The organism is Moraxella sp. CTOTU49803 (genome assembly GCF_032097965.1).
Classification (GTDB): Bacteria; Pseudomonadota; Gammaproteobacteria; order Pseudomonadales; family Moraxellaceae; genus Faucicola; species Faucicola tetraodonis.
Genome location: NZ_DAMCJP010000001.1, coordinates 300,322 through 320,361 on the forward strand (window position 1 = coordinate 300,322; position 20,040 = coordinate 320,361).

A 20,040-nucleotide genomic window follows, 5' to 3' on the forward strand; every position below is an offset into this window, starting at 1 on the left:
CAAAAAAGTGTAAACACCGTGCCCACCAATGAGGGTTGATAAAACATTGATAAAGGCATATAAAAAGCCATATAAAAGACAATTAAATAAGTAAAGCGATGAACGAGCCCACTTTAAAATATTACCTTCAAGAGACCCATAAACTATCGCTCATTCAACTATCACCATCTTTGACATAGTATGAAAAGATGGTAGCAGCAACGCAATACTAATCATAGTATTTTGTAGTTAGGTGCGACATTATGCCGCATGACAAATAATTTATAGATTTATATAATGTTTGTAAATAAAAACATTACCCTTTTTTAACCACGCATGAGGGTAATTGACATCTGAATTGGTTGTCAAACCAAGGAGTCAACATGATAACAGAACATCTCGTCGATATTTCCCGTCTGCAATTTGCAGTCACGGCGTTATATCATTTTTTATTTGTACCACTCACACTGGGCATGGTGTGGCTGCTGGTCATCATGGAATCTATGTACGTGATGACAGGCAAAGAAGTGTGGAAAGACATGACGCGTTTTTGGGGCAAACTGTTTGGCATCAACTTTGCCTTGGGTGTCACCACAGGCATCACCATGGAATTCCAGTTTGGTACCAACTGGGCATATTACTCACAATATGTGGGCGATATTTTTGGGGCGCCGCTTGCCATTGAAGGCTTGATGGCATTTTTTTTAGAATCCACCATGGTTGGACTGTTTTTCTTTGGTTGGGATAGACTGTCGCGCGGACAGCATTTGCTGGTGACTATGTTGATGGCACTGGGTACCAATTTATCCGCGTTGTGGATTTTGATCGCCAATGGGTGGATGCAAAATCCAGTTGGCGCAGAGTTTAGTTACCAAACCATGCGCATGGAAATGACCGATTTTGCGGCAGTATTATTTAACCCTGATGCGCAAAACAAATTTGTGCATACCGTCTCTGCCGGCTATACGGTGGGAGCGACCTTTGTGCTTGCCATCTCAGCGTGGTATCTGCTTAAAAAACGCGATGTCGAATTTGCCAAACGCAGCTTTCAAGTCGCGGCGGCATTTGGTTTTGCGTCGATTTGTAGCACTATCGTACTGGGTGATGAGTCGGGTTATTCTATTGGCTTGGCACAGCAAACCAAAATGGCAGCGATAGAGGCGATGTGGGAAACCGAGCCTGCGCCTGCCAGTTTTAATTTGATTGCCGATATCAACCAAGCCGAGCAAAAAAACAACTGGGCAGTACAAATCCCGTATGTGATGGGCTTGATTGGGACGCGCTCGCTGGATACCCCGATTTTGGGCATCCATGACATCAAAATCATCAATGAAAAACGTATCATCAATGGTCAAAAAGCGGTGGTACTACTGGATCAATTACGCAGTGCACCCCCAGGTTCAACCCCAAACCCTGTGACAGTGGCTGAATTTGAAAAGGTAAAAAAAGACTTGGGCTTTGGGTTATTGCTCAAACGCTATTCGCCAGATGTCAGCAAAGCCACGCCGGCAATGATTAAACAGGCCACTGATGCCACCATTCCACCTATTGTCCCGATGTTTTGGTCATTTCGTGCCATGGTGGGCTTGGGCTTTTTATTGTTGGCATTGTTTACTATTAGTCTTTGGTCAACTGTCAAAGGCAACTTTATCCAAAAACCTTGGCTGTTACGTTGGGCATTATTGATGCTGCCTGCGCCTTGGCTTGCTGCTGAATTTGGTTGGTTTGTTGCTGAGTATGGGCGTCAACCTTGGACGATTTATGGCATGTTGCCGACCTATTTTTCAACCTCCAACATTAGCGTGGCGAATGTGTATGCCTCGTTGGCGGGATTTGTTGGTTTTTATACGGTGCTGCTGATGATTGAAATGTACTTGATGGTGAAATATGCCCGTAAAGGACCTGCAAGTCTAGGTACGGGCAAATACTACGGCGAAGACACTCACAAGGTTCATGTGAGTCCCGCATTAAATTTGCCCCATGATAAAGCCGAGGTGAATCATGTTGTTTGATTATGAAACACTCAAAATTATTTGGTGGTTATTGGTCGGTGCACTGCTCATTGGTTTTGCTATCATGGATGGGCATGATATGGGCGTGTGTTCGTTACTGCCTTTTGTCGGCAAAGATGATGAAGAGCGCCGGGTGATTATCAATACCATCGGTCCGCACTGGGAGGGTAACCAAGTGTGGTTTATCACCGCAGGTGGCGCAATTTTTGCGGCATGGCCGATGGTGTACGCCACTGCTTTTAGCGGTTTTTATTGGGCATTGATGGCAGTGTTGTGGGCGTTGTTTTTCCGCCCAGTGGGGTTTAAATATCGCAGTATGATACACAATCCAACCTGGCGAAAAGCGTGGGACTGGGCGTTATTTGTCGGTTCATTTATTCCGGCTGTGGTGTTTGGCGTGGCATTTGGCAATTTGTTTTTAGGCGTGCCTTTTAGTTTTAATGACCATTTGGTATCGACTTATACAGGCTCTTTTTGGGCATTACTTAATCCATTTGCCCTACTGTGTGGCTTAATCAGTGCGTCTATGTTGATTATGCAAGGTGGGGCGTATTTGGCGCATCGCACCCTTGATGAGGTACAAAATCGTACCGTTAACTACGCTGCTATCAGTTGTATGGTGATGGCGGTATTGTTTGTGATAGCAGGGGTATGGATACAATCGATTGACGGCTATCATATCACCAGCCACATTGACCCCCAAGCCTTGCCAAATGTGCTCAATAAAGAGGTGACGCGTCAAGCGGGCGCATGGATGGCAAATTATCATCAGTATCCGCTGGCATGGGCATTCCCTGCACTTGGTGTCATCATGCCGCTTGTCACGGCGATATTGTTAAAAGCGCGTAAAACCTTGACCGCATTTATCGCATCCAGTATTGCTGTGCTTAGTGTGATTATGACCGCAGGTGTGGCGCTGTTTCCGTTTGTCATGCCATCCTCTAGCGACCCACGTTCAAGCTTGACGGTTTGGGACAGTGTATCGAGTCATCTCACCTTGATGATTATGTTGTTTGTCGTGGTGGTGTTATTACCGATGATTGTAGGTTACACCAGCTGGGCATATAGCGTGATGCGCGGTAAAGTGACCAAGGCTTATGTTCGAGAGCAAGAGCATTCACTTTACTGACCCAAATCAAGGCAACTTAATAGGAGAACACAATGTGGTATTTTGCGTGGATATTAGGATTGGGGTTTGCGGTATTATTGGCGATTTTAAACGCGCTGTGGCTTGAAAATGCCGATGCGCGTAATAAAGCCTTTAATCCAAAAGCTAAGGACGATAATCCCACCAATGATGGTACGGTGACAGAAGGCAATCCCACTGAAGATATCCATAAAACAGGCAACACTTCAGATAACGAGTCCTAATAGCCATCAGCCATTAGCGCTTTAAGTCACCATGGCTTAAAGCGCTTTTTTATGCGTTGTCAAAACCCGCTATTTTTTAATTATTTTCTTATTTGGTACATAATTTGCATTCGCTGTCTTGGCAAAACTGAATTAATGATTGAGCGATAATTTTTTATCGAGGGCACAAGGGCATAAGGGCATAAGGGCATAAGGGCATAGGGGCAAAAGTTTCATGAGAAAGTTAAACAATACGGTTCAACGGCATACCAGTAAACGGTTTAATAAAGCCTATAAATGGCTATTATCCGTGATGGTTTTTTATCAGCATTCCTCGGTGTACGCTGCGACGCCCACCAATGAGCAGCTTTATGACTACCAAAACGTGATGTGGGTGGTTATTGGCGGTTTGCTGGTGTTCTTTATGCAGGCGGGCTTTGCGCTCATTGAATCCGGTTCAGTGCGTAGTAAAAATACCGTGAATGTGTTGATGAAAAACTACACCGATATGGCGATTGGTGGATTAATTTTTTATATCTTGGGCTATGGCTTGATGGCAGGCAACAACCCCACAGGTTACGTGGGTCAAAGCGAGTTTTTACCAGAGCAGCTTAGCAATATGCAATGGGCACATTTGTTTTTTCAGATGATGTTTGCTTCCACCGCCGCCACCATTGCCAGTGGTGCGATGGCGGAGCGCATTAAATTTTCAGGGTATCTGATTGGTACGTTGATGACTTGCGGACTGATTTATCCAGTCGTAGCAAGTTGGGCATGGGGTGGTTATTATGGCGGTCAAGGCTGGCTTGCCCAGCTTGGATTTATTGATTTTGCCGGCTCTTCAGTGGTGCACTCTGTCGGTGGGTGGCTAGCGCTCGCGGGTATTATCGTCCTTGGACCGCGTATTGGTCGCTTTGCCCCTGATGGCACGCCGCGTTTGATTGCCGGTCATAATCTCACGCTTGTCACCTTGGGCGGCTTTATCCTATGGTTAGCGTGGTTTGGATTTAACGCAGGTTCTACACTGACCAGCTCAGGCAATTTGGGCAAAATTATGCTAAATACCCACCTAGCAGGGGTGAGTGCGGTGACGGCTTATCTGCTGATTTCAGGGGTGATGCGTAAAGCGATTTTATTGAGTGATACGGTCAATATCAGCCTTGCAGGGTTGGTCGCCATTACCGCAGGCTGTGCGACCATGTCGCCTGTGTTTGCGATTGTTACCGGTGGTGGTGCATGTTTGGCGTATTTGGCGGTGAAGCGGTTATTGGATAATGTTCAAATGGATGATGCGGTGTATGCCGTTGCCGTGCATGTGGGCGGCGGTGTGTGGGGTACGCTGGCTGCAGGGCTGTTTTATGAAGGTGATTTATTCAGCACCCATCGTATCATCGTCCAGCTGATGGGCATCGGGGCAATGTTTGTCTGGTCGTTTGGACTGGGTATGGTGGTGTATTTTGTGATAGAAAAAACCATCGGTCTTCGCGTACTTGCACAGCATGAGCAACGCGGGCTTGACTTTACCGAACATGCTGAAGGGGCTTACCCTGAATTCCAAGATAGCTTATTTAGTCAGCAAACGCTAGCTGAGCGGCACTAGTTTTAAATTTTTGCGGTGCCTGTATGCTCCGTCATCACAGGTGCCCGACCCAATACAGTCATTTGCGTCAATTGTAATTTTATTAACTTTAAATATTTGGCACCGTCATGAACAAAGAAGCTACTATCAAATCTGCGTTAACACCGTTTTTAAAAGATGCTGATATACGTAAAGCCATGGACATCTTTCATAAAGATTATGCCGATATTACGCCTTACCAAATCCAGCGTTTTGTCCATGAAATTACGCAAGACAACGCAACCAAAGAATATCGCTCAAATATCCGTCGAAGTTTGATGAAAGCGCTGAGTGATTATCAAATGGGTGCAGCCAACCCCCAACCGATGACCCATGATATCCCTGATTTGGGGCAAAATAGTCCAGTAATTCACCCATCACCTAGTCAAATAGCTATCGCTAACCAAAAACCTGACGCAGTATCTAGCCCAATATTTAGTCAAACATCTAGCCAAATAGCCGCCTTTGAGTTACTGATTGATAGTTTTATGGCGCAATTTTCACCATTATTGGGCAGCCAAATTTTAGACAGTGTCAGGCAGACGATTCATCAGCATCATAATTCATCAAAATCTCGTGGTTTTGGGCTATTAGCTCGCAAGGCAGAAACCAATCAGGCTTTAACCTTAACCATGATTCACTTTTTTGATCAGTTTTTTGGTGGGGACAAACAAAGTGCGTTGACAATGTCCTTGACCGATGCGGATACAGCAGGGTTTAGAACTATCTTATCGTTATTTTATCAGCAAGCGTGTCAATGGGCGGGACCTACTGATGCAGATATTGCTTTGGCGCAGGCAAACAAGATTACCAAAGCCAAGTTTGACGTATCTTTGGTTGAAAAATTTATGTAGAATGCCATTTATATAAAATACTACGGATTGACAGTATCATAGTACAATTTTTATGCAGACCTAAAGATGCTGAATGGCAAGTTCCCAGTTCATTTTATTTCCAGGTCCATTTTAGAGAGTTTAGCACTGCGCTTGATACTGTATTGTAGCTTAATTTTATGAGACCAATTCTAGGTGTCATAAGATTAAGTTTTTTTTAACCGATGAAAATTTATTGCAACTGGCTTCCCTCACAAATTTTCGGAAAATGTCATGAATCATCAAATTCAGTATTATGTTTACGCCAGTAAAATAAATTTGACCCAAATTTTTGACCACAATTTATTCACTGATATTCGCGAGCAAGCCCAGTCCAACAATCAACACCATCATATTACGGGGTTTTTATTGTTTAAGGATGGCAAATTTTTGCAGTATATTGAAGGTCAAAAAGCGGTATGTGAACAATTATTTAACACCATAAAGCAAGACCGACGACATAAAGAGATGGTGGTGTTAGACCAGGGACAGCTAGAAAAACGCTATTATCAGCAATGGCTGATGAATTGTTATAACATGGATGAAAAAACCCAAACCCTTGAACTGCTTAATCTTCCAGATATGGTGTACGACTTTGATATTTATCATTGGAACAAAGCTCACGTACATGAAGTGATGTCACTAATGGCAAAAAACCATTTGCTTGGCATGACACCCCAAACAGGCAGTTTTTTCTCGGTGGTTTATCGCCGCTTTATGCGGCAGAATAAAAAATATTTAATCATTCAACTGCTGATATTAGGTATGTTTTTCATCAGTTTATTGTTCTTAAAAAGCAACCATTAAAAGCAAACATTGATTAACGCGATAGGGTATAAGCCGAAAGTGACGATTACCAAACACTTAATAAAGACGTCGAAACAATTGAGCTTAAACCGCGTCGCTATCTTGCGCTTGCGTAAGCGTTTAATGGTTAGCCTTTTCGCCATCAGATTGGCAAAAATTTACAGGTCAATTAACAACATAAATATCACCAACCATGGAACCGTGATGATGGTGAACATGAAAAAAAGGTGTTTTTTGACATGGTGTTTGATGATGGCGCCGATGTAGCTTTCCGCTTTGACTTGGTAGGGCGCAATATCAGCCGCATCGCGCTCATAGAATGCGACCATCTCATTGAGTAATTGCTCGACTTGTTCGGTCTGCCATTGGTAGGTTTCAAACTGTGCTAACAGCTTACTAATCACTGGGGTGGTATGGGATATGCTGGGTGTCACGCATAGCATATCGCATTGCTTAAAGCGTTTAGAATGGGTCGTACCTTGATGGATAAGATGAATTTTATGGTGGCGTTTATCATGGGTGATAGCGAGGTACAAATTCGCTATATACATTTCACTACCTTCCATAAAATGCAGAAAGCGACCATCTTTGAATAGGATAAAACCCATGATGCCGGTTTTTTGATTATTATCTCTGGCACTTTGATAAATTTGGGTAAATGTGCTGGGCTTTAAAGCGGCTGACCACGTAAGCGAACTGGTATAAGTCAGGTAATAAGTAGGGGGAGACATCATCGTAGAACTCCTCAGCCATACTCTTTATATGTTACTTTGAGTGTAGCATAATAATTTTTAATGTTATTATTAATTTAGCATCTTTTATTAAAACTAAAGTATAACCCTTAATTCATACAAAAATAAATTAAAGTTTATAAATTTTTTTAGGGTAAAAAATTTAATTATTTTTATGATGCTGTGTTTGCATATCTGTGATTAGCTCGTTCACCTCCGATGACTGCCAATAGGTTGGGGTAAACGCTTGAAATAGTCGGCTAATGGATAAATTATTCACATCCTTATCAATGTCAATACAGTACATGTCCCATTTTTTGAACCGCGGCTGCTCCCGATGACCCTCGGTAATTATTTTTAAATTTTTATGGCGATAATCTTTTAGTAAATCTTGGTACAGCTGAGTGACCAATGCCTTATCCCCTTCCAAATATTGAAAAAAATGCCCATTTTTGAATAGCAAAAATCCCGTGATGTGTTGGGCATGATTGTTTTGCCTAGAAATCTGCTCGATAGTTTTGAAAGTAAACGGATTAATCGCGCCTAGTAAGGTGATTTTACTGGTGTAGGTTAAATAATAAATAGCATTACACATAAAGGATATCCAACATAAGGTTACCGTTGTTACCAATTAACTACAGCGGGCATTTGATTAACGCTTATAAGCGATTATACTTAACAAAAAGCCATTTTCTTACATAAATATTTAATCATTTCAAATTTAACGTCCTGACTTAAAAACTTACTTATTTAAAAAAGCAAAAACCTTAAAAAAGAGAAACCTTTAAAAAAGAGAAACCTATGCCGAATTTATCGACCCACGCTACAAAAAACCCGCCATCCGCCACCGTCCGCTCAAATAAATTCAAACTTGGGGCTGCTGCGGTTATAGCCCTTGTGGGGTTAAGTTTAACAGGCTGTCACGCCATGGCGACAAAAAACGCACCAATCGCCGCAAAAGCTGATAGCACGAGCACGGTATCAAATGGCATTAAAACCATCAAAAATATTGCCTATGGCACAGATACTCGCCAAAAACTCGATATTTATACCCCTGCAGACGGTCAGCGTCACCCTGTGTTGATATTTGTATACGGGGGCAGCTGGCAACATGGCAAACGCCAAACCTATGGCTTTGTCGGTAAGCAGTTTGCCAAGTCGGGCTACACCACAGTGGTGGTAGATTATCGCTTAGCCCCGGCAAACGTATTCCCAGATTATGTGCTCGATACAGCCAGCGCTATGGGGTGGGTGTATCGCAATATTGACCAATATGGCGGCAATCCTAATCAGCTGTTTGTCATGGGGCATTCGGCAGGGGCGTTTAATGTGGTATCTGCGGTGGATGATAACCGTTTTTGGATAACAACCGGCATTCCCAACAAGGCAATATTAGGCGTGATTGGACTAGCAGGGCCGTATGATTACGATTTTCGTAGCGGTACTACCAAAGTCGCCTTTCCAGCTGATAGCACCCGCCAGCAAGTAATGCCTGTGTATCATATTCGCCAAGATGTACCCCCGCATTTATTGGTCACAGGCAGTAAAGATATGCTTGTCTACCCACAAAATGCTGATAGCCTACAAAAAGCGCTGACCCACGCAGGCGGCAACGTGGAACGGGTACAAGTCCCTGCCACTCATGCAGGCGTCGTCATTGGACTGGCAACACCGTTACAGTCGTTTTATCCCACCTTTAACAAGGTCAATGATTTTATGCAGCGGCATTTGCCAACAGCGCAGTGAGAAAAATTTCCAAGAAAAATTTCCAAGAAAAACTTTTAAGCAGCGGCAATTTTTACAGACTCATGCAGTCAAAGGCATACCACTGCTGAGCCAGTAGCCTCAAATGCGATGAAAGAATCATAACCGAGTTGACGTAACCGACTCGGTTTGCATTTTTATGCAATTAATTATATTTATGCAACTTTCTATCCAATCTTTGCTGTAATTTTTACTGCCTAGACAGCTGCTGCAACATAATGACGCTATTGCAGGCAGCTGCTATGCGCTTATAATAAACGGCATTGACTTGCTTATCATAAAAAAGTTCTCAATATCCTCATAACAACATAACGAACAGGAATTCCTGATGCTACTACTTAAAGACCCAACCTTACTCAAAACCCAATCACTCATTGACAACCAATGGACGGACGCCACGACAGGCGACACCATTGATGTCACCAATCCATTTGACAACCAAGTGATTGCCACTATACCGAGTCTAGAAAAATCCCAAGTCATCGACGCCGTTGCCATCGCCCACAAAGCGCAAATAGACTGGGCACAAAAAACCGCCAACGAGCGCGCAGCTATTTTAAACAACTGGGCGGATTTAATCGACCAAAATAAAGAAGATTTGGCAATAATCATGACAGCCGAGCAAGGCAAGCCAATGACCGAATCGCGCGGTGAAATCGGCTATGCCAATAGCTTTATTCGCTGGTTTGCCGAAGAAGGCAAGCGCATCTATGGCGACATCATCCCTAGCACCAACAAAGACCTACGCTACGTGGTGTTAAAACAACCCATCGGTGTCTGTGCGGCGATTACCCCGTGGAATTTCCCCGCCGCCATGATTACCCGTAAAGTGGCACCGGCATTAGCTGCTGGCTGTAGCATAATTGTCAAACCTGCCACTGAAACACCCTTGACCGCATTAGCACTGGGCGAACTTGCCATACGAGCAGGCTTACCTGCAGGCTTGCTACAAATCGTCACCGGTAAATCCTCAGTGATTGGTGAAGTGCTCACCCAAGATGAACGTATCCACAAATTGTCATTCACTGGCTCTACTGAAGTTGGTCGCGTGCTGATGTCACAATGCGCATCCACCGTCAAAAAACTTTCGATGGAGCTTGGTGGCAACGCCCCCTTTATCGTCTTTGATGATGCGGATTTAGAAAAAGCAGCAACCGGTCTTATCGCTTCCAAATACCGCAATGCCGGACAAACCTGTGTCTGTGCAAACCGCGTCTATGTGCAATCAAGTATCAAAGACAAATTTTTAGCCATCTTCAAACAAAAAGTCGAAGCACTAAAAGTCGGTAATGGTATGACAGAGGGTGTAAATATCGGTCCGCTCATCAACCAAGGCGCACTGGACAAAGTCGAGCAGTTACTTGCAGATGCGGTCAACAAAGGCGCGACAATTGTAACTGGGGGTAAAAAACATGCAGCATCGGCGTTAAGTTTTGAGCCAACTGTTATCACGGGAATTACCGATGACATGGACATTGCCAGCCAAGAGATTTTTGGTCCGATTGCGCCCGTGTTTGTGTTTGATAGCGATGATGAAGTGATTGCCCATGCCAATAACACGATTTATGGACTAGCGGCGTATTTTTATACCCAAAGCGTTGCGCGCTCGTGGAAAGTGTGTGAAGGACTCGAATATGGTATGGTCGCCCAAAACACCGGGCTGTTATCAACCGAAGTTGCACCATTTGGGGGTGTCAAACAATCCGGTTTTGGGCGTGAAGGCTCAAAGTATGGGATTGAAGACTATGTAACTACCAAGTATTGGTGTATTGATGTGCAATAATAGTTCAATCGTCCAAATTCATGGCATACATTGCCATGATTGGGCGTGAGATTGAACGCGCTGATTTAGCTTATTGGTTTTTGCAGTTAGCGCTTTAGGAATTTTACTCAGCGATATCAAATACTTGGCGCAGATATGCCAAAAAGGTATCGTTGTCGGTCATGGTTTTGCCCGGGCTGTCGGATATTTTGGCAACCGATTGCCCGTTACATTCAACCAGTTTAAGGACAATGTTGAGCGGTGTTTGCCCCATATCATTGGTCAAGTGAGTCCCGATACCAAACCCAAGTTGAAAACGGTCGTTAAAATGCAAGTACAGCGCCCATGCCTTTTGCAACGTCAGCCCATCGCTAAAATTTAACATTTTGGTTTTTGAGTTGATTTTAAGTTGCTGGTAGTGCGCGTAGGCTTTTTCGCCCCATTCATACGGGTCGCCACTGTCATGACGCAGCCCATCAAATAGTTTGGCAAAATACAAGTCAAAATCGCGTAAAAAGGCATCCATCCCGACCACATCTGTCAACGCAATACCTAAGTCACCCCGATATTCTTGCACCCAAGCTTCGAGTGCCGCTTTTTGGAAATTACGCAAACGCACATCAAGCGCCTGAAAGGCTTGTAAAAATTCATGTGCCATTGTGCCAATCGGGGTGATACCGAACTGTTTGGCAAAATACACATTGCTCGTACCGCGAAATATTTCCGGCACTGCCATCAACCGCTCAATCACATTCTCTTGCCAAGCAACACTATAACGTCGACGCGTACCAAAATCTGATACCAAAAACGGGACATCATAAGCCGTCATTTGGCGACGATAGTCTTGTAGCAGTAGCAGTTTATCGTTTAGCCGTTGTTCACCGACTTGCCAAGCCGATTGCTGGTCAAGGCGACTAAAGTACAGTTCATTGACAATCGCCAACACAAAGATTTCAAACATCATTGCCTGAATCATCGGCCCTTCAATACGAATGTCTAACCGACCTTCGGTATCAATGGTCGCTTTGATAAAACGACGTTTGAGTTGAAATAATTCAAGATAATCAACAAAGTCACTTTTGATAAAGCGCAGACCACGAAGGTATTGCAGCTCATCGGCTGTAAACCGCAGTTCACAAAGCGCATCGAGCTCGCTATTGACTTCATCGAGTAGCGTTGATAGGGGATAGGCGGTGTCTTCAAGGTTGCGACAGCGAAACGCATATACGCTATGCGTCTGTGGAAACTTGTGTAGTACCACTTGGAGCATGGTAAATTTGTATAAATCCGTGTCCAGCAAAGACTTAATAATCGCCATCACTCATCCTAAATTCTGTAACTATCGATATGAGTGACTACTTTAGCATTAATTCGCTTGAATTGTACAAAATCTGACTCGGTGCTTGGCATTATGGTTGGCTGGGCGTTTCGACTTTAATTTTATTGACGGCATGGTATTCACGGTTAAAATACACCAAGCCTGTCTGGTCTTTGCCTTGTTGTATGGCTTCGATACGACAAATAAAAATCCCGTGTGTGCCGACTTCTTGGATTTGCTCGATTTGGCAATCAAAGCTCGCCAAGGCATTGTCCAAAATCGGTGATTGGGTCATCAAGGTATGCCATGTGCCATGCTCAAAGCGCGCTTGCGCTTCGAGTTTTGATGCAAAAACCGCGGATAATGGTGCATGATGGTCGGCCAGCACATTCACTGCCAATACCTTGTTTTGCACGAAATATTCATACGAGCGTGAGGCGGTATTCATGCATACGAGCAAGGTCGGTGGGGTATCGGTTACACTGCACACCGCCGATGCAGTAAAGCCATGACGACCCGCAGGGCCATCGGTAGTGACCACATTGACCGCAGCCGATAACATCGACATGGCATTTCTAAAATCAGTAACGTCAACCATTGTTTCTTTCCAAAGTACTTTTTAAATTATTAGGTCGTCCAATTGATGCGTGGCTAAATAGTCATTTCGGACAAGCTTGGCGCCTTGTGCTAAGGCAGACAACTTGCCTTGTGCCACATGACGGGGTAGCGGCGCCATCCCGCAATTGGTACAAGGGTACAAATTTTCAGCATCCACAAATTGCAAGGCTTTATGCAGGGTTTCTGCCACTTGTTCAGGCGTTTCTACCTGATGCGTCGCCACATCAATCGCGCCCACCATCACTTTTTTGCCACGAATCAATTCGATAAGTTCCATCGGTACGCGCGAATTTTGACACTCCAGCGACACCATATCAATCGCCGATTGCTGTAGTTTGGGGAAGATGGCTTCATATTGTCGCCATTCACTGCCCAAGGTTTGCTTCCAATCGGTATTGGCTTTGATACCATAACCATAACAGATATGGACGGCAGTGTCACATTTCAACCCTTCGATAGCACGTTCGAGTGCCGCAATGCCCCAATCATTAACTTCATCAAAAAATACATTAAAGGCAGGCTCATCAAATTGAATAATATCAACCCCTGCCGCCTCGAGTTCTTTGGCTTCTTGGTTGAGTAGGGTAGCAAATTCCCAAGCCAGTTTTTCGCGGCTGCCGTAGTATTGGTCACTTAAGGTATCAATCATGGTCATGGGTCCAGGTAGCGCCCATTTGATAGGTTTGTCCGTGTGCTGACGTAAAAACTTGGCGTCCTCAGCAAATACCGATTGAGGACGTGACACGGCACCCACCACAGTCGGCACACTCGCTTCATAGCGATTGCGAATTTTTACCGTAGCACGATTGGCAAAATCAACCCCATCTAAATGCTCAATAAAGGTGGTGACAAAATGTTGGCGGGTCTGCTCGCCATCACTCACAATATCAATGCCTGCCGCTAATTGCTGCTGCAATGATACCAATAACGCGTCTTGTTTGCCTTGGACAAGCGCGCTGTCTGTCAGCTTCCAAGGTGACCAAAGTTGTTCAGGTTCGGCAAGCCAGCTTGGTTTAGGCAGGCTACCTGCCGTTGATGTTGGAAAAAGTGTAGTCATTGTTTTCTCTTTAATTGTTGGGTGTCAGCAAAACTGCTTAAGCGACTTGGGAATTTAACCATTCTTGTAATAAGGTTTGGTAGGGTTTGATAAAGTGGGTTTCTGTGTATTGACCTTGTTGAATCGCTAGCTGGCTACGTTCTTCACGGTCATACTCGATTTTGGTGAGTGAATAATCCTCATGATTTAAACTCGGCTGATAGCTTTGACCTGCCACGCTATTGGCGTTATAAATCTCAGGACGATAGATTTTTTGGAACGTTTCCATCGTGCTAATCGCGCTGATAAGCTCAAGGTTGGTGTAGTCGTTGAGCAAATCACCTTTAAAATAAAATGCAAAAGGTGCTACTGATTTTGGCGGCATAAAATAACGCACCGATAACCCCATTTTGCTAAAGTACTCATCTGTCAGCGAATACGCGTCTTGTACATATTCAGTGCCCAAAATCGGATGACAATTGGCGGTTCGGGTGTAGGTCTTAGTGGTCGATACACTGAGACAAATCACCGGTGGTTTGTTAAATTGCTCACGATAGGCAGGCGAGTTCAGCACATAATCAAACAACTTGCCATGCAAATCCCCAAACCGCTCGGGCACGCTAAACGATGGCTGGTTTTTGTTATGCGCCAACAGCCATACACTAAAGTCATAATCGCGCACATAGGAAGAAAAACTGTTCCCCACAATGCCATCGATTCGCTGCTGGGTCTGGGTGTCAAAGATAACGGTTTTTAAAATCTCAATAGCCGGAAAGCTGTATCCCGTACCAACAATCTCAAGATGGGCAGATACAATTTCAAGCTCGACCTGATAGCGGTCGCCCGTCACATTGTCCCAATGTGCCAAGTCATTAAATCGATGGTTAATCATTTGCAGGGTATTGCGTAAGTTTTGCTGGCGGTGTTCACCCCGTGCCAGATTGGCAAAGTTGGTAGTCAGCCTAGTATCTTTGGCAGGTTGGTAGTTTTCATCAAATGCAATGGTTTTGATATGACAATCAATCGGTAAAGTCATGTCTATAGTCTCCGTAACAGTCGCGCAAAAAATTTTCTTTTAGCACCCTACGATTACTAAAAATCGTCACTGCTAAAAGTACAAAGACAGTTATACGCTAAAATGAAGATGAATAAAAACGAATTAAAATTTAAAAATGATGAATTTTATTCATTTTAGGTTTTTCCTTGAATAAAAAACGGCTAGAGAGTATCTAACCGTTTTTTAGCAGCGCTGAGATTTGGTATTAGCGATGTCAAAATTCCCTAACATAGATTCAGTGAAGCTAGTGATGCTGTGTATTTTTTGAGGTTGACGAAGATTAATTTTGTTAGAAGTTTTGCACATTCAATAAAAGTTGATAAATAAAAAATAATTTGTGCAACAAAGTAATAAATTTTGTAGGTATAAAACAAGTAATTATTCATCAGAAAGGTTAACTTACCAATTATCAACATTAAGCTACAAGTCTGTAGCATTAAAGGGTGAATAGCCCGCTCTATAATCACGGGAAAATAAGGAGGGTGATATGACAATAAGCAATCATCAAAATATACCCTCGTCAGCAATCAATACGGTAAAACCACCCTATATCACCATGGCGATTTTTGCCATTATAGGCTTTGTATTATTGTTTGGCGGGATTTATCTCATTAGTTTGGGCGGCTCGTGGTACTACTTGGTAGCCGGTCTTTGGATATTAGCCACGGCGGTGTTACTTAAAAAACGCGCTGCATTGGCGCTGTGGCTGTTTGCTGCCTTATTGGTTGTAACAGCGGTATGGTCGCTGTGGGAAGTGGGCAGCGATTTTTGGGCACTCGCACCTAGACTGGATATTTTAACCTTTATGGGGATTTGGCTATGGTTGCCACATATCACCCGTTATGTTAAATCTCATCAGGCAATTAAACAGACGACTCTATCATTAACACCTCAAGCAACGTTATTTGATCATACTTGGCTAACCCCGGTTCGACGTGGCTTAGGCTTAGTCATTCTATCAATTTTTGCGTTGATGGGTTATGCCGCTTTTCATGACCCCCAAGAAATCAACGGAACCATCACCCGTGCGCAGCCTACGCCAAAACCCCTGGCAGGCATTGCTCCTGGCGATTGGACCGATTATGGACGTACGCCTGAAGGTACACGCTATTCGCCTTTGACCCAAATCAATGATAGCAATGTCAAAAATCTTAAAGAAGCGTGGACGTTTCGTACTGGCGACTTTAAAACCGCCAATGATTCTGGGGAAACCACCAACCAAGTCACCCCGCTTAAAGTCAACAATACCTTATATTTTTGTACCGCGCATCAGTTTTTGATTGCGCTTGACCCTGCCACAGGTAAACAAAAATGGCGGTTTGATCCGAAACTTAAATCAGATAAAACCTTCCAACATTTGACCTGCCGTGGGGTATCGTATCACGATGACGCCAATGTCAGTAAAAATGCTGCCAGTTTTCAAGCGCGCCAAACCCAATCGGCGCTTTGCCCGCGTAAAATTATTTTGCCGGTCAATGATGGTCGCTTAGTCGCCGTCAATGCCGATACGGGTCAACGTTGTAGCGATTTTGGTACCAATGGTGAAGTCAATCTGCAACAAGATATGCCATACCCCTATCCCGGTGGCTATAACCCAACGTCACCACCTGTAGTGACAGGGACGACGATTGTCATCGGTGGGTCTGTGACTGACAACCTCTCTACTAAAGAGCCTTCGGGCGTTATCCGTGGCTATGATGTTAATACCGGTAAATTAATGTGGGTGTTTGACACAGGCGCAGAAGACCCCAACGCCATCCCAGCACCTGGGCAAAAATTTGTACACAACTCGCCAAATGCATGGGCGCCGCTTGCATATGATAGCCAAGCCGATGTCGTATATGTGCCTGTCGGTGTTGGTACGCCAGATATTTGGGGTGGTAATCGTGACCGACTACAAGAGCGTTTTGCCAATTCGGTTGTTGCGCTCAATGGCACCACAGGTAAAGTGCTGTGGAGTTTCCAGACTACGCATCATGACTTGTGGGATATGGACGTACCGTCGCAGCCAACCATTGCAGAATTGACCGACCAAACGGGTAAAACAACGCCTGTGGTCTATGTCACCACCAAAACGGGCAATGTGTTTGTCCTTGACCGGCGTACTGGTAAACCTGTGGTACCGGTGACAGAACGCGCCGTGCCGCAAACGGTCAAACGCGGTAACCAAACCAAAGGTGAAAAATACGCTGCCACTCAGCCATTTTCTGAGTTAAACCTTGCGCCACCGAATCCGCTGCAGGATAAAGATATGTGGGGCGCGACCATGTTTGACCAACTATATTGCCGTGCGTATTTTAAATCACTCAATTATGAGGGTATCTATACGCCACCATCAGAAAACGGTACTTTGGTTTTCCCAGGCAATTTAGGGGTATTTGAATGGGGCGGTATTTCAGTCAATCCTGATCGCCAAGTCGCGGTGATGAATCCTTTAGCGTTACCTTTCGTCAGTACTTTGATTCCACAAGATCCTAACCGTCCACAAAAAGAAAAAGGCGCAGGCACTGAGCAAGGCGTCCAGCCTATGTATGGTGCGCCTTATGGTGTTGAAATCAAACCTTTCTTATCACCTGTCGGATTACCTTGTAAACAACCTGGCTGGGGCTATGTGGCAGGGGTGGACTTGACCACGCATCAAATCGTGTGGAAAAAACGTATCGGTACTATCCGTGATAGCTTGCCAAAACTGATGCAGTTACCGCCATTAAAAATCGGTGTACCCGGACTGGGTGGTTCGATTTCGACAGCGGGAAATGTGATGTTTGTCGCGGCGACCCAAGATAATTATATCCGTGCCTTTAATGTCAGCAACGGCGATAAACTCTGGGAAGCACGTTTGCCGGCTGGTGGACAAGCCACGCCAATGACCTATGAGATTAATGGCAAACAGTATGTGGTCATTATGGCAGGTGGGCATGGCTCGTTTGGCACCAAGATGGGTGACTACATGGTTGCCTATGCGTTACCCGATTAGTCATTGAGGCTTATTGAGGCTTTAAGAAAACCACGTTAACATTTTAACGTGGTTTTTTTATGAGCCTAGATTAAGTGGGCAGTGTATTTAGTCATAATTTATACCAGCAATTAAAAAACACTTAACGATAGCAATTACTCAACTGGTTTTTTAAACGCCTCAATCGCCATTGCCCGTGAGACTTTTGTCGGGGTGTCAAGCGTTGGATAGGCGATGTGAGGATGTTGTGTTAGGTAGGTTTGCAGTTTTTGCTCATCGTTGATGATGTTAGCTGGCACTGTTCCAAGCTCGGGCACCCAGTGTTGGATATAGCTGGCGTCAGGGTCATGCGTTGCCGCCTGACTAAATGGATTCATCACCCGAAAATAAGGCTGGGCATCGGTACCAACGGAAGCTGACCATTGCCATCCACCATTATTACTGGCAAAATCACCATCTACCAAATGCTGCATAAAATACGCCTCACCCCAACGCCAATCGATTAATAGGTTTTTGCTCAGATACATCGCCACCACCATACGCAGCCGATTGTGCATAAAACCTGTGCTGTTGAGACAGCGCATCGCTGCATCCACAAGCGGCACACCTGTCTTACCTTGATACCAGCTTTCAAAGTCGGCTAGGTCATAACGCCAAGCCACAGATTCATCGAGTGGGGTCAAAAACGCCTTGCCTTTAACGATATCTGGACGGTTAACCATAACGTCATAATAAAAATCGCGCCAAGCCAGCTCGCTAATCCAGCGCATGATGTCTTTCTCACTTCCCAGTCCTTGCTGACTGTTCAGCTTTTGTCTGGCTTCGAGATAGCATAATCTGGGCGATAGCATACCGATTGCCAAATAGGGTGATAAACGACTGGTCGCACCCAAGTGATTATTCAAAGCGGGCACGTCTCTGGCGGTATTGTAATCAGCGATATGTTTTTTTAAAAAATCATCCAGTCGTGATTGGGCAGCCGTTTCACCGGCAGGGTATAACAATTGTGCTAACTTAACCACGTGATTGAGTTGTTTCTCAAGCGCAGCGGTGGGGGTAAGATAAGCGCGATAAAATGCATCAATCGTTATATGGTCATTGGTATTGGTATTGGTATTGGTATTGGTATTGCGGCTGTCTTTGGCAACTTGTGTGGTGTTTATAGCCATGGCAGCAGGGGTGGGCGATAGGGTTAAGCCCGCGGTTTCACTCATCGCAAGCCAACGCTTGTAAAAAGGAGTAAAGACTTTGTACGGCATACCTTTGTCGGTGACGATACGCTGAGGGGCAATCACTTGACTATCATCAAACCATTGGGTAACTATGCCTAATGACTGCGCCTGCTGGGCGATATACTGATCGCGGGCAAGTTCATTAACCGGGTACTCCAAATTGGCAAATACATGGCTTATAGAAAGCTGCTGGCAAAGCTCAAGCACATCCGTCGCCTGCAAGGCAAAATCATCCACCACTCTGATGATGATACCAATATTTAACTGAGATAAACTCTGCTCAAGTGCGCGGATTTGCCGCAGTATCAAGTCAATTTGCCACAGCGATTTGCGGTGAGATTGCCATTGCTTGGGTGTCAAATAAACCACGGCGATGACGCCAGCATGGTTTTGCTGTGCATGCTCACAGCAAGCCGCAAAAGCGGTATTGTCAAAGGTGCGCAAATCTTGGCGAAACCACATCAAGTTCATTGTGCTGCTCATTATCTTTACCCCAATACAACAATTTATCGTTAGGGTATTATGTCAACAAAGGCTTGTCTTCCCAAGACATTTTTTCAGGTTTATTGCGCCATCATAACGGTAAAAGCCAGTTATCCCGTTGCAAAAATGTGCAATGACCCACATAAAAAGTCAACTAAACTAGATAATAGATAATAGATTTACGTGCTTTAAATAGCCAGCGATTAAGTAAATCTATAGAAAGGTACGATGAAAAATTCTAATAAAACCGTTAAAAAATCTGATTTACCGAGCAAAATCTGCCCAGTGTGTCAGCGTCCATTTACCTGGCGAAAAAAATGGGAAAAAGATTGGGTGAATGTCATTTATTGCTCAAAGCGCTGTCAAGGTAATAGCCGTAGCAGCAAATTAAAAAAATAACGCTAAAAACTCATTGACCCCAGGTATACCCAACATCAAATAGCAA

General features: G+C 44.4%; 17 protein-coding genes. 10 read left to right on the top strand and 7 right to left on the bottom strand.

Features of this window, described 5'->3' with window-relative positions; genetic code table 11:
* Positions 1–362 precede the first annotated feature (362 nt).
* The 6 genes from RT422_RS01390 to RT422_RS01415 all read left to right on the top strand — a co-directional run bounded on the left by RT422_RS01390 (position 363) and on the right by RT422_RS01415 (position 6,638).
* Positions 363–1,991, top strand: a complete 1,629-nt coding sequence (locus RT422_RS01390; RefSeq protein WP_313421007.1) for a cytochrome ubiquinol oxidase subunit I — start codon at positions 363–365, stop codon at positions 1,989–1,991.
* Positions 1,984–3,120, top strand: coding sequence for a cytochrome d ubiquinol oxidase subunit II (gene cydB / locus RT422_RS01395; RefSeq protein ID WP_313421401.1), 1,137 nt, complete (start codon positions 1,984–1,986; stop codon positions 3,118–3,120). The genes RT422_RS01390 and cydB overlap by 8 nt, the downstream gene beginning before the upstream one ends.
* A gap of 32 nt (positions 3,121–3,152) precedes the next feature.
* Positions 3,153–3,362 carry a cytochrome bd-I oxidase subunit CydX gene (gene cydX, locus RT422_RS12160; protein ID WP_204156291.1) on the top strand — a complete coding sequence of 70 codons (210 nt, stop codon included), beginning with the start codon at positions 3,153–3,155 and terminating at the stop codon, positions 3,360–3,362.
* 292 nt (positions 3,363–3,654) lie between these two features.
* Positions 3,655–4,941 (top strand): ammonium transporter, encoded by a 1,287-nt coding sequence (locus tag RT422_RS01405; protein ID WP_409520105.1) that lies wholly within the window; start codon positions 3,655–3,657, stop codon positions 4,939–4,941.
* Positions 4,942–5,048: 107 nt separating this feature from the next.
* Complete coding sequence (locus RT422_RS01410; protein ID WP_313421009.1) at positions 5,049–5,813, top strand: hypothetical protein; 765 nt, start codon at positions 5,049–5,051, stop codon at positions 5,811–5,813.
* Between the two features lie 252 nt (positions 5,814–6,065).
* On the top strand, positions 6,066–6,638 hold the full coding sequence (locus tag RT422_RS01415; RefSeq protein ID WP_313421011.1) for a BLUF domain-containing protein: 573 nt from the start codon (positions 6,066–6,068) through the stop codon (positions 6,636–6,638).
* Between the two features lie 158 nt (positions 6,639–6,796).
* Here the strand turns inward: RT422_RS01415 and RT422_RS01420 are convergent, their stop codons facing one another.
* Together RT422_RS01420 and RT422_RS01425 are read right to left on the bottom strand one after the other, a co-directional pair.
* A complete protein-coding gene (locus RT422_RS01420; protein ID WP_062334529.1) occupies positions 6,797–7,372 on the bottom strand; it encodes a BLUF domain-containing protein in 576 nt (191 codons plus the stop codon).
* Between the two features lie 160 nt (positions 7,373–7,532).
* Complete coding sequence (locus RT422_RS01425; RefSeq protein WP_065252434.1) at positions 7,533–7,964, bottom strand: BLUF domain-containing protein; 432 nt, start codon at positions 7,962–7,964, stop codon at positions 7,533–7,535.
* Positions 7,965–8,170: 206 nt separating this feature from the next.
* Here RT422_RS01425 and RT422_RS01430 point away from each other — a divergent pair, with 206 nt between their 5' ends.
* Positions 8,171–9,115, top strand: coding sequence for an alpha/beta hydrolase (locus RT422_RS01430; RefSeq protein WP_313421015.1), 945 nt, complete (start codon positions 8,171–8,173; stop codon positions 9,113–9,115).
* A gap of 346 nt (positions 9,116–9,461) precedes the next feature.
* Positions 9,462–10,916 (top strand): NAD-dependent succinate-semialdehyde dehydrogenase, encoded by a 1,455-nt coding sequence (locus RT422_RS01435; protein WP_313421017.1) that lies wholly within the window; start codon positions 9,462–9,464, stop codon positions 10,914–10,916.
* Positions 10,917–11,019: 103 nt separating this feature from the next.
* Here the strand turns inward: RT422_RS01435 and pncB are convergent, their stop codons facing one another.
* From pncB to RT422_RS01455, 4 genes are all read right to left on the bottom strand, one after another.
* On the bottom strand, positions 11,020–12,213 hold the full coding sequence (gene pncB, locus RT422_RS01440) for a nicotinate phosphoribosyltransferase (protein WP_313421019.1): 1,194 nt from the start codon (positions 12,211–12,213) through the stop codon (positions 11,020–11,022).
* A 91-nt stretch (positions 12,214–12,304) separates the two neighbouring features.
* On the bottom strand, positions 12,305–12,811 hold the full coding sequence (locus RT422_RS01445; RefSeq protein WP_138019048.1) for a flavin reductase: 507 nt from the start codon (positions 12,809–12,811) through the stop codon (positions 12,305–12,307).
* A gap of 21 nt (positions 12,812–12,832) precedes the next feature.
* Positions 12,833–13,888, bottom strand: a complete 1,056-nt coding sequence (locus RT422_RS01450; RefSeq protein WP_065252438.1) for a methionine synthase — start codon at positions 13,886–13,888, stop codon at positions 12,833–12,835.
* Positions 13,889–13,925: 37 nt separating this feature from the next.
* On the bottom strand, positions 13,926–14,903 hold the full coding sequence (locus RT422_RS01455) for a DUF1852 domain-containing protein (protein ID WP_313421022.1): 978 nt from the start codon (positions 14,901–14,903) through the stop codon (positions 13,926–13,928).
* Positions 14,904–15,480: 577 nt separating this feature from the next.
* On the opposite strand from RT422_RS01455, the gene RT422_RS01460 reads away from it, so the two are divergent.
* Positions 15,481–17,901: a glucose/quinate/shikimate family membrane-bound PQQ-dependent dehydrogenase gene (locus RT422_RS01460; protein ID WP_313421403.1), complete on the top strand. Its 2,421-nt coding sequence runs from the start codon at positions 15,481–15,483 to the stop codon at positions 17,899–17,901.
* Positions 17,902–18,035: 134 nt separating this feature from the next.
* Here the strand turns inward: RT422_RS01460 and RT422_RS01465 are convergent, their stop codons facing one another.
* Positions 18,036–19,595 (bottom strand): deoxyribodipyrimidine photo-lyase, encoded by a 1,560-nt coding sequence (locus tag RT422_RS01465; RefSeq protein WP_313421024.1) that lies wholly within the window; start codon positions 19,593–19,595, stop codon positions 18,036–18,038.
* Positions 19,596–19,823: 228 nt separating this feature from the next.
* Here RT422_RS01465 and RT422_RS01470 point away from each other — a divergent pair, with 228 nt between their 5' ends.
* Positions 19,824–19,994 (top strand): DUF2256 domain-containing protein, encoded by a 171-nt coding sequence (locus tag RT422_RS01470; RefSeq protein WP_007116285.1) that lies wholly within the window; start codon positions 19,824–19,826, stop codon positions 19,992–19,994.
* Positions 19,995–20,040: the final 46 nt, after the last annotated feature.

Coding starts and splice junctions, on each gene's coding strand:
- RT422_RS01390 (WP_313421007.1), top strand. CDS start 363: ATGATAACAGAACATCTCGTCGATATTTCCCGTCTGCAATTTGCAGTC.
- cydX (WP_204156291.1), top strand. CDS start 3,153: ATGTGGTATTTTGCGTGGATATTAGGATTGGGGTTTGCGGTATTATTG.
- RT422_RS01405 (WP_409520105.1), top strand. CDS start 3,655: ATGGTTTTTTATCAGCATTCCTCGGTGTACGCTGCGACGCCCACCAAT.
- RT422_RS01410 (WP_313421009.1), top strand. CDS start 5,049: ATGAACAAAGAAGCTACTATCAAATCTGCGTTAACACCGTTTTTAAAA.
- RT422_RS01415 (WP_313421011.1), top strand. CDS start 6,066: ATGAATCATCAAATTCAGTATTATGTTTACGCCAGTAAAATAAATTTG.
- RT422_RS01420 (WP_062334529.1), bottom strand. CDS start 7,372: ATGATGTCTCCCCCTACTTATTACCTGACTTATACCAGTTCGCTTACG.
- RT422_RS01425 (WP_065252434.1), bottom strand. CDS start 7,964: ATGTGTAATGCTATTTATTATTTAACCTACACCAGTAAAATCACCTTA.
- RT422_RS01430 (WP_313421015.1), top strand. CDS start 8,171: ATGCCGAATTTATCGACCCACGCTACAAAAAACCCGCCATCCGCCACC.
- RT422_RS01435 (WP_313421017.1), top strand. CDS start 9,462: ATGCTACTACTTAAAGACCCAACCTTACTCAAAACCCAATCACTCATT.
- pncB (WP_313421019.1), bottom strand. CDS start 12,213: ATGGCGATTATTAAGTCTTTGCTGGACACGGATTTATACAAATTTACC.
- RT422_RS01445 (WP_138019048.1), bottom strand. CDS start 12,811: ATGGTTGACGTTACTGATTTTAGAAATGCCATGTCGATGTTATCGGCT.
- RT422_RS01450 (WP_065252438.1), bottom strand. CDS start 13,888: ATGACTACACTTTTTCCAACATCAACGGCAGGTAGCCTGCCTAAACCA.
- RT422_RS01455 (WP_313421022.1), bottom strand. CDS start 14,903: ATGACTTTACCGATTGATTGTCATATCAAAACCATTGCATTTGATGAA.
- RT422_RS01460 (WP_313421403.1), top strand. CDS start 15,481: ATGGCGATTTTTGCCATTATAGGCTTTGTATTATTGTTTGGCGGGATT.
- RT422_RS01465 (WP_313421024.1), bottom strand. CDS start 19,595: ATGAGCAGCACAATGAACTTGATGTGGTTTCGCCAAGATTTGCGCACC.
- RT422_RS01470 (WP_007116285.1), top strand. CDS start 19,824: ATGAAAAATTCTAATAAAACCGTTAAAAAATCTGATTTACCGAGCAAA.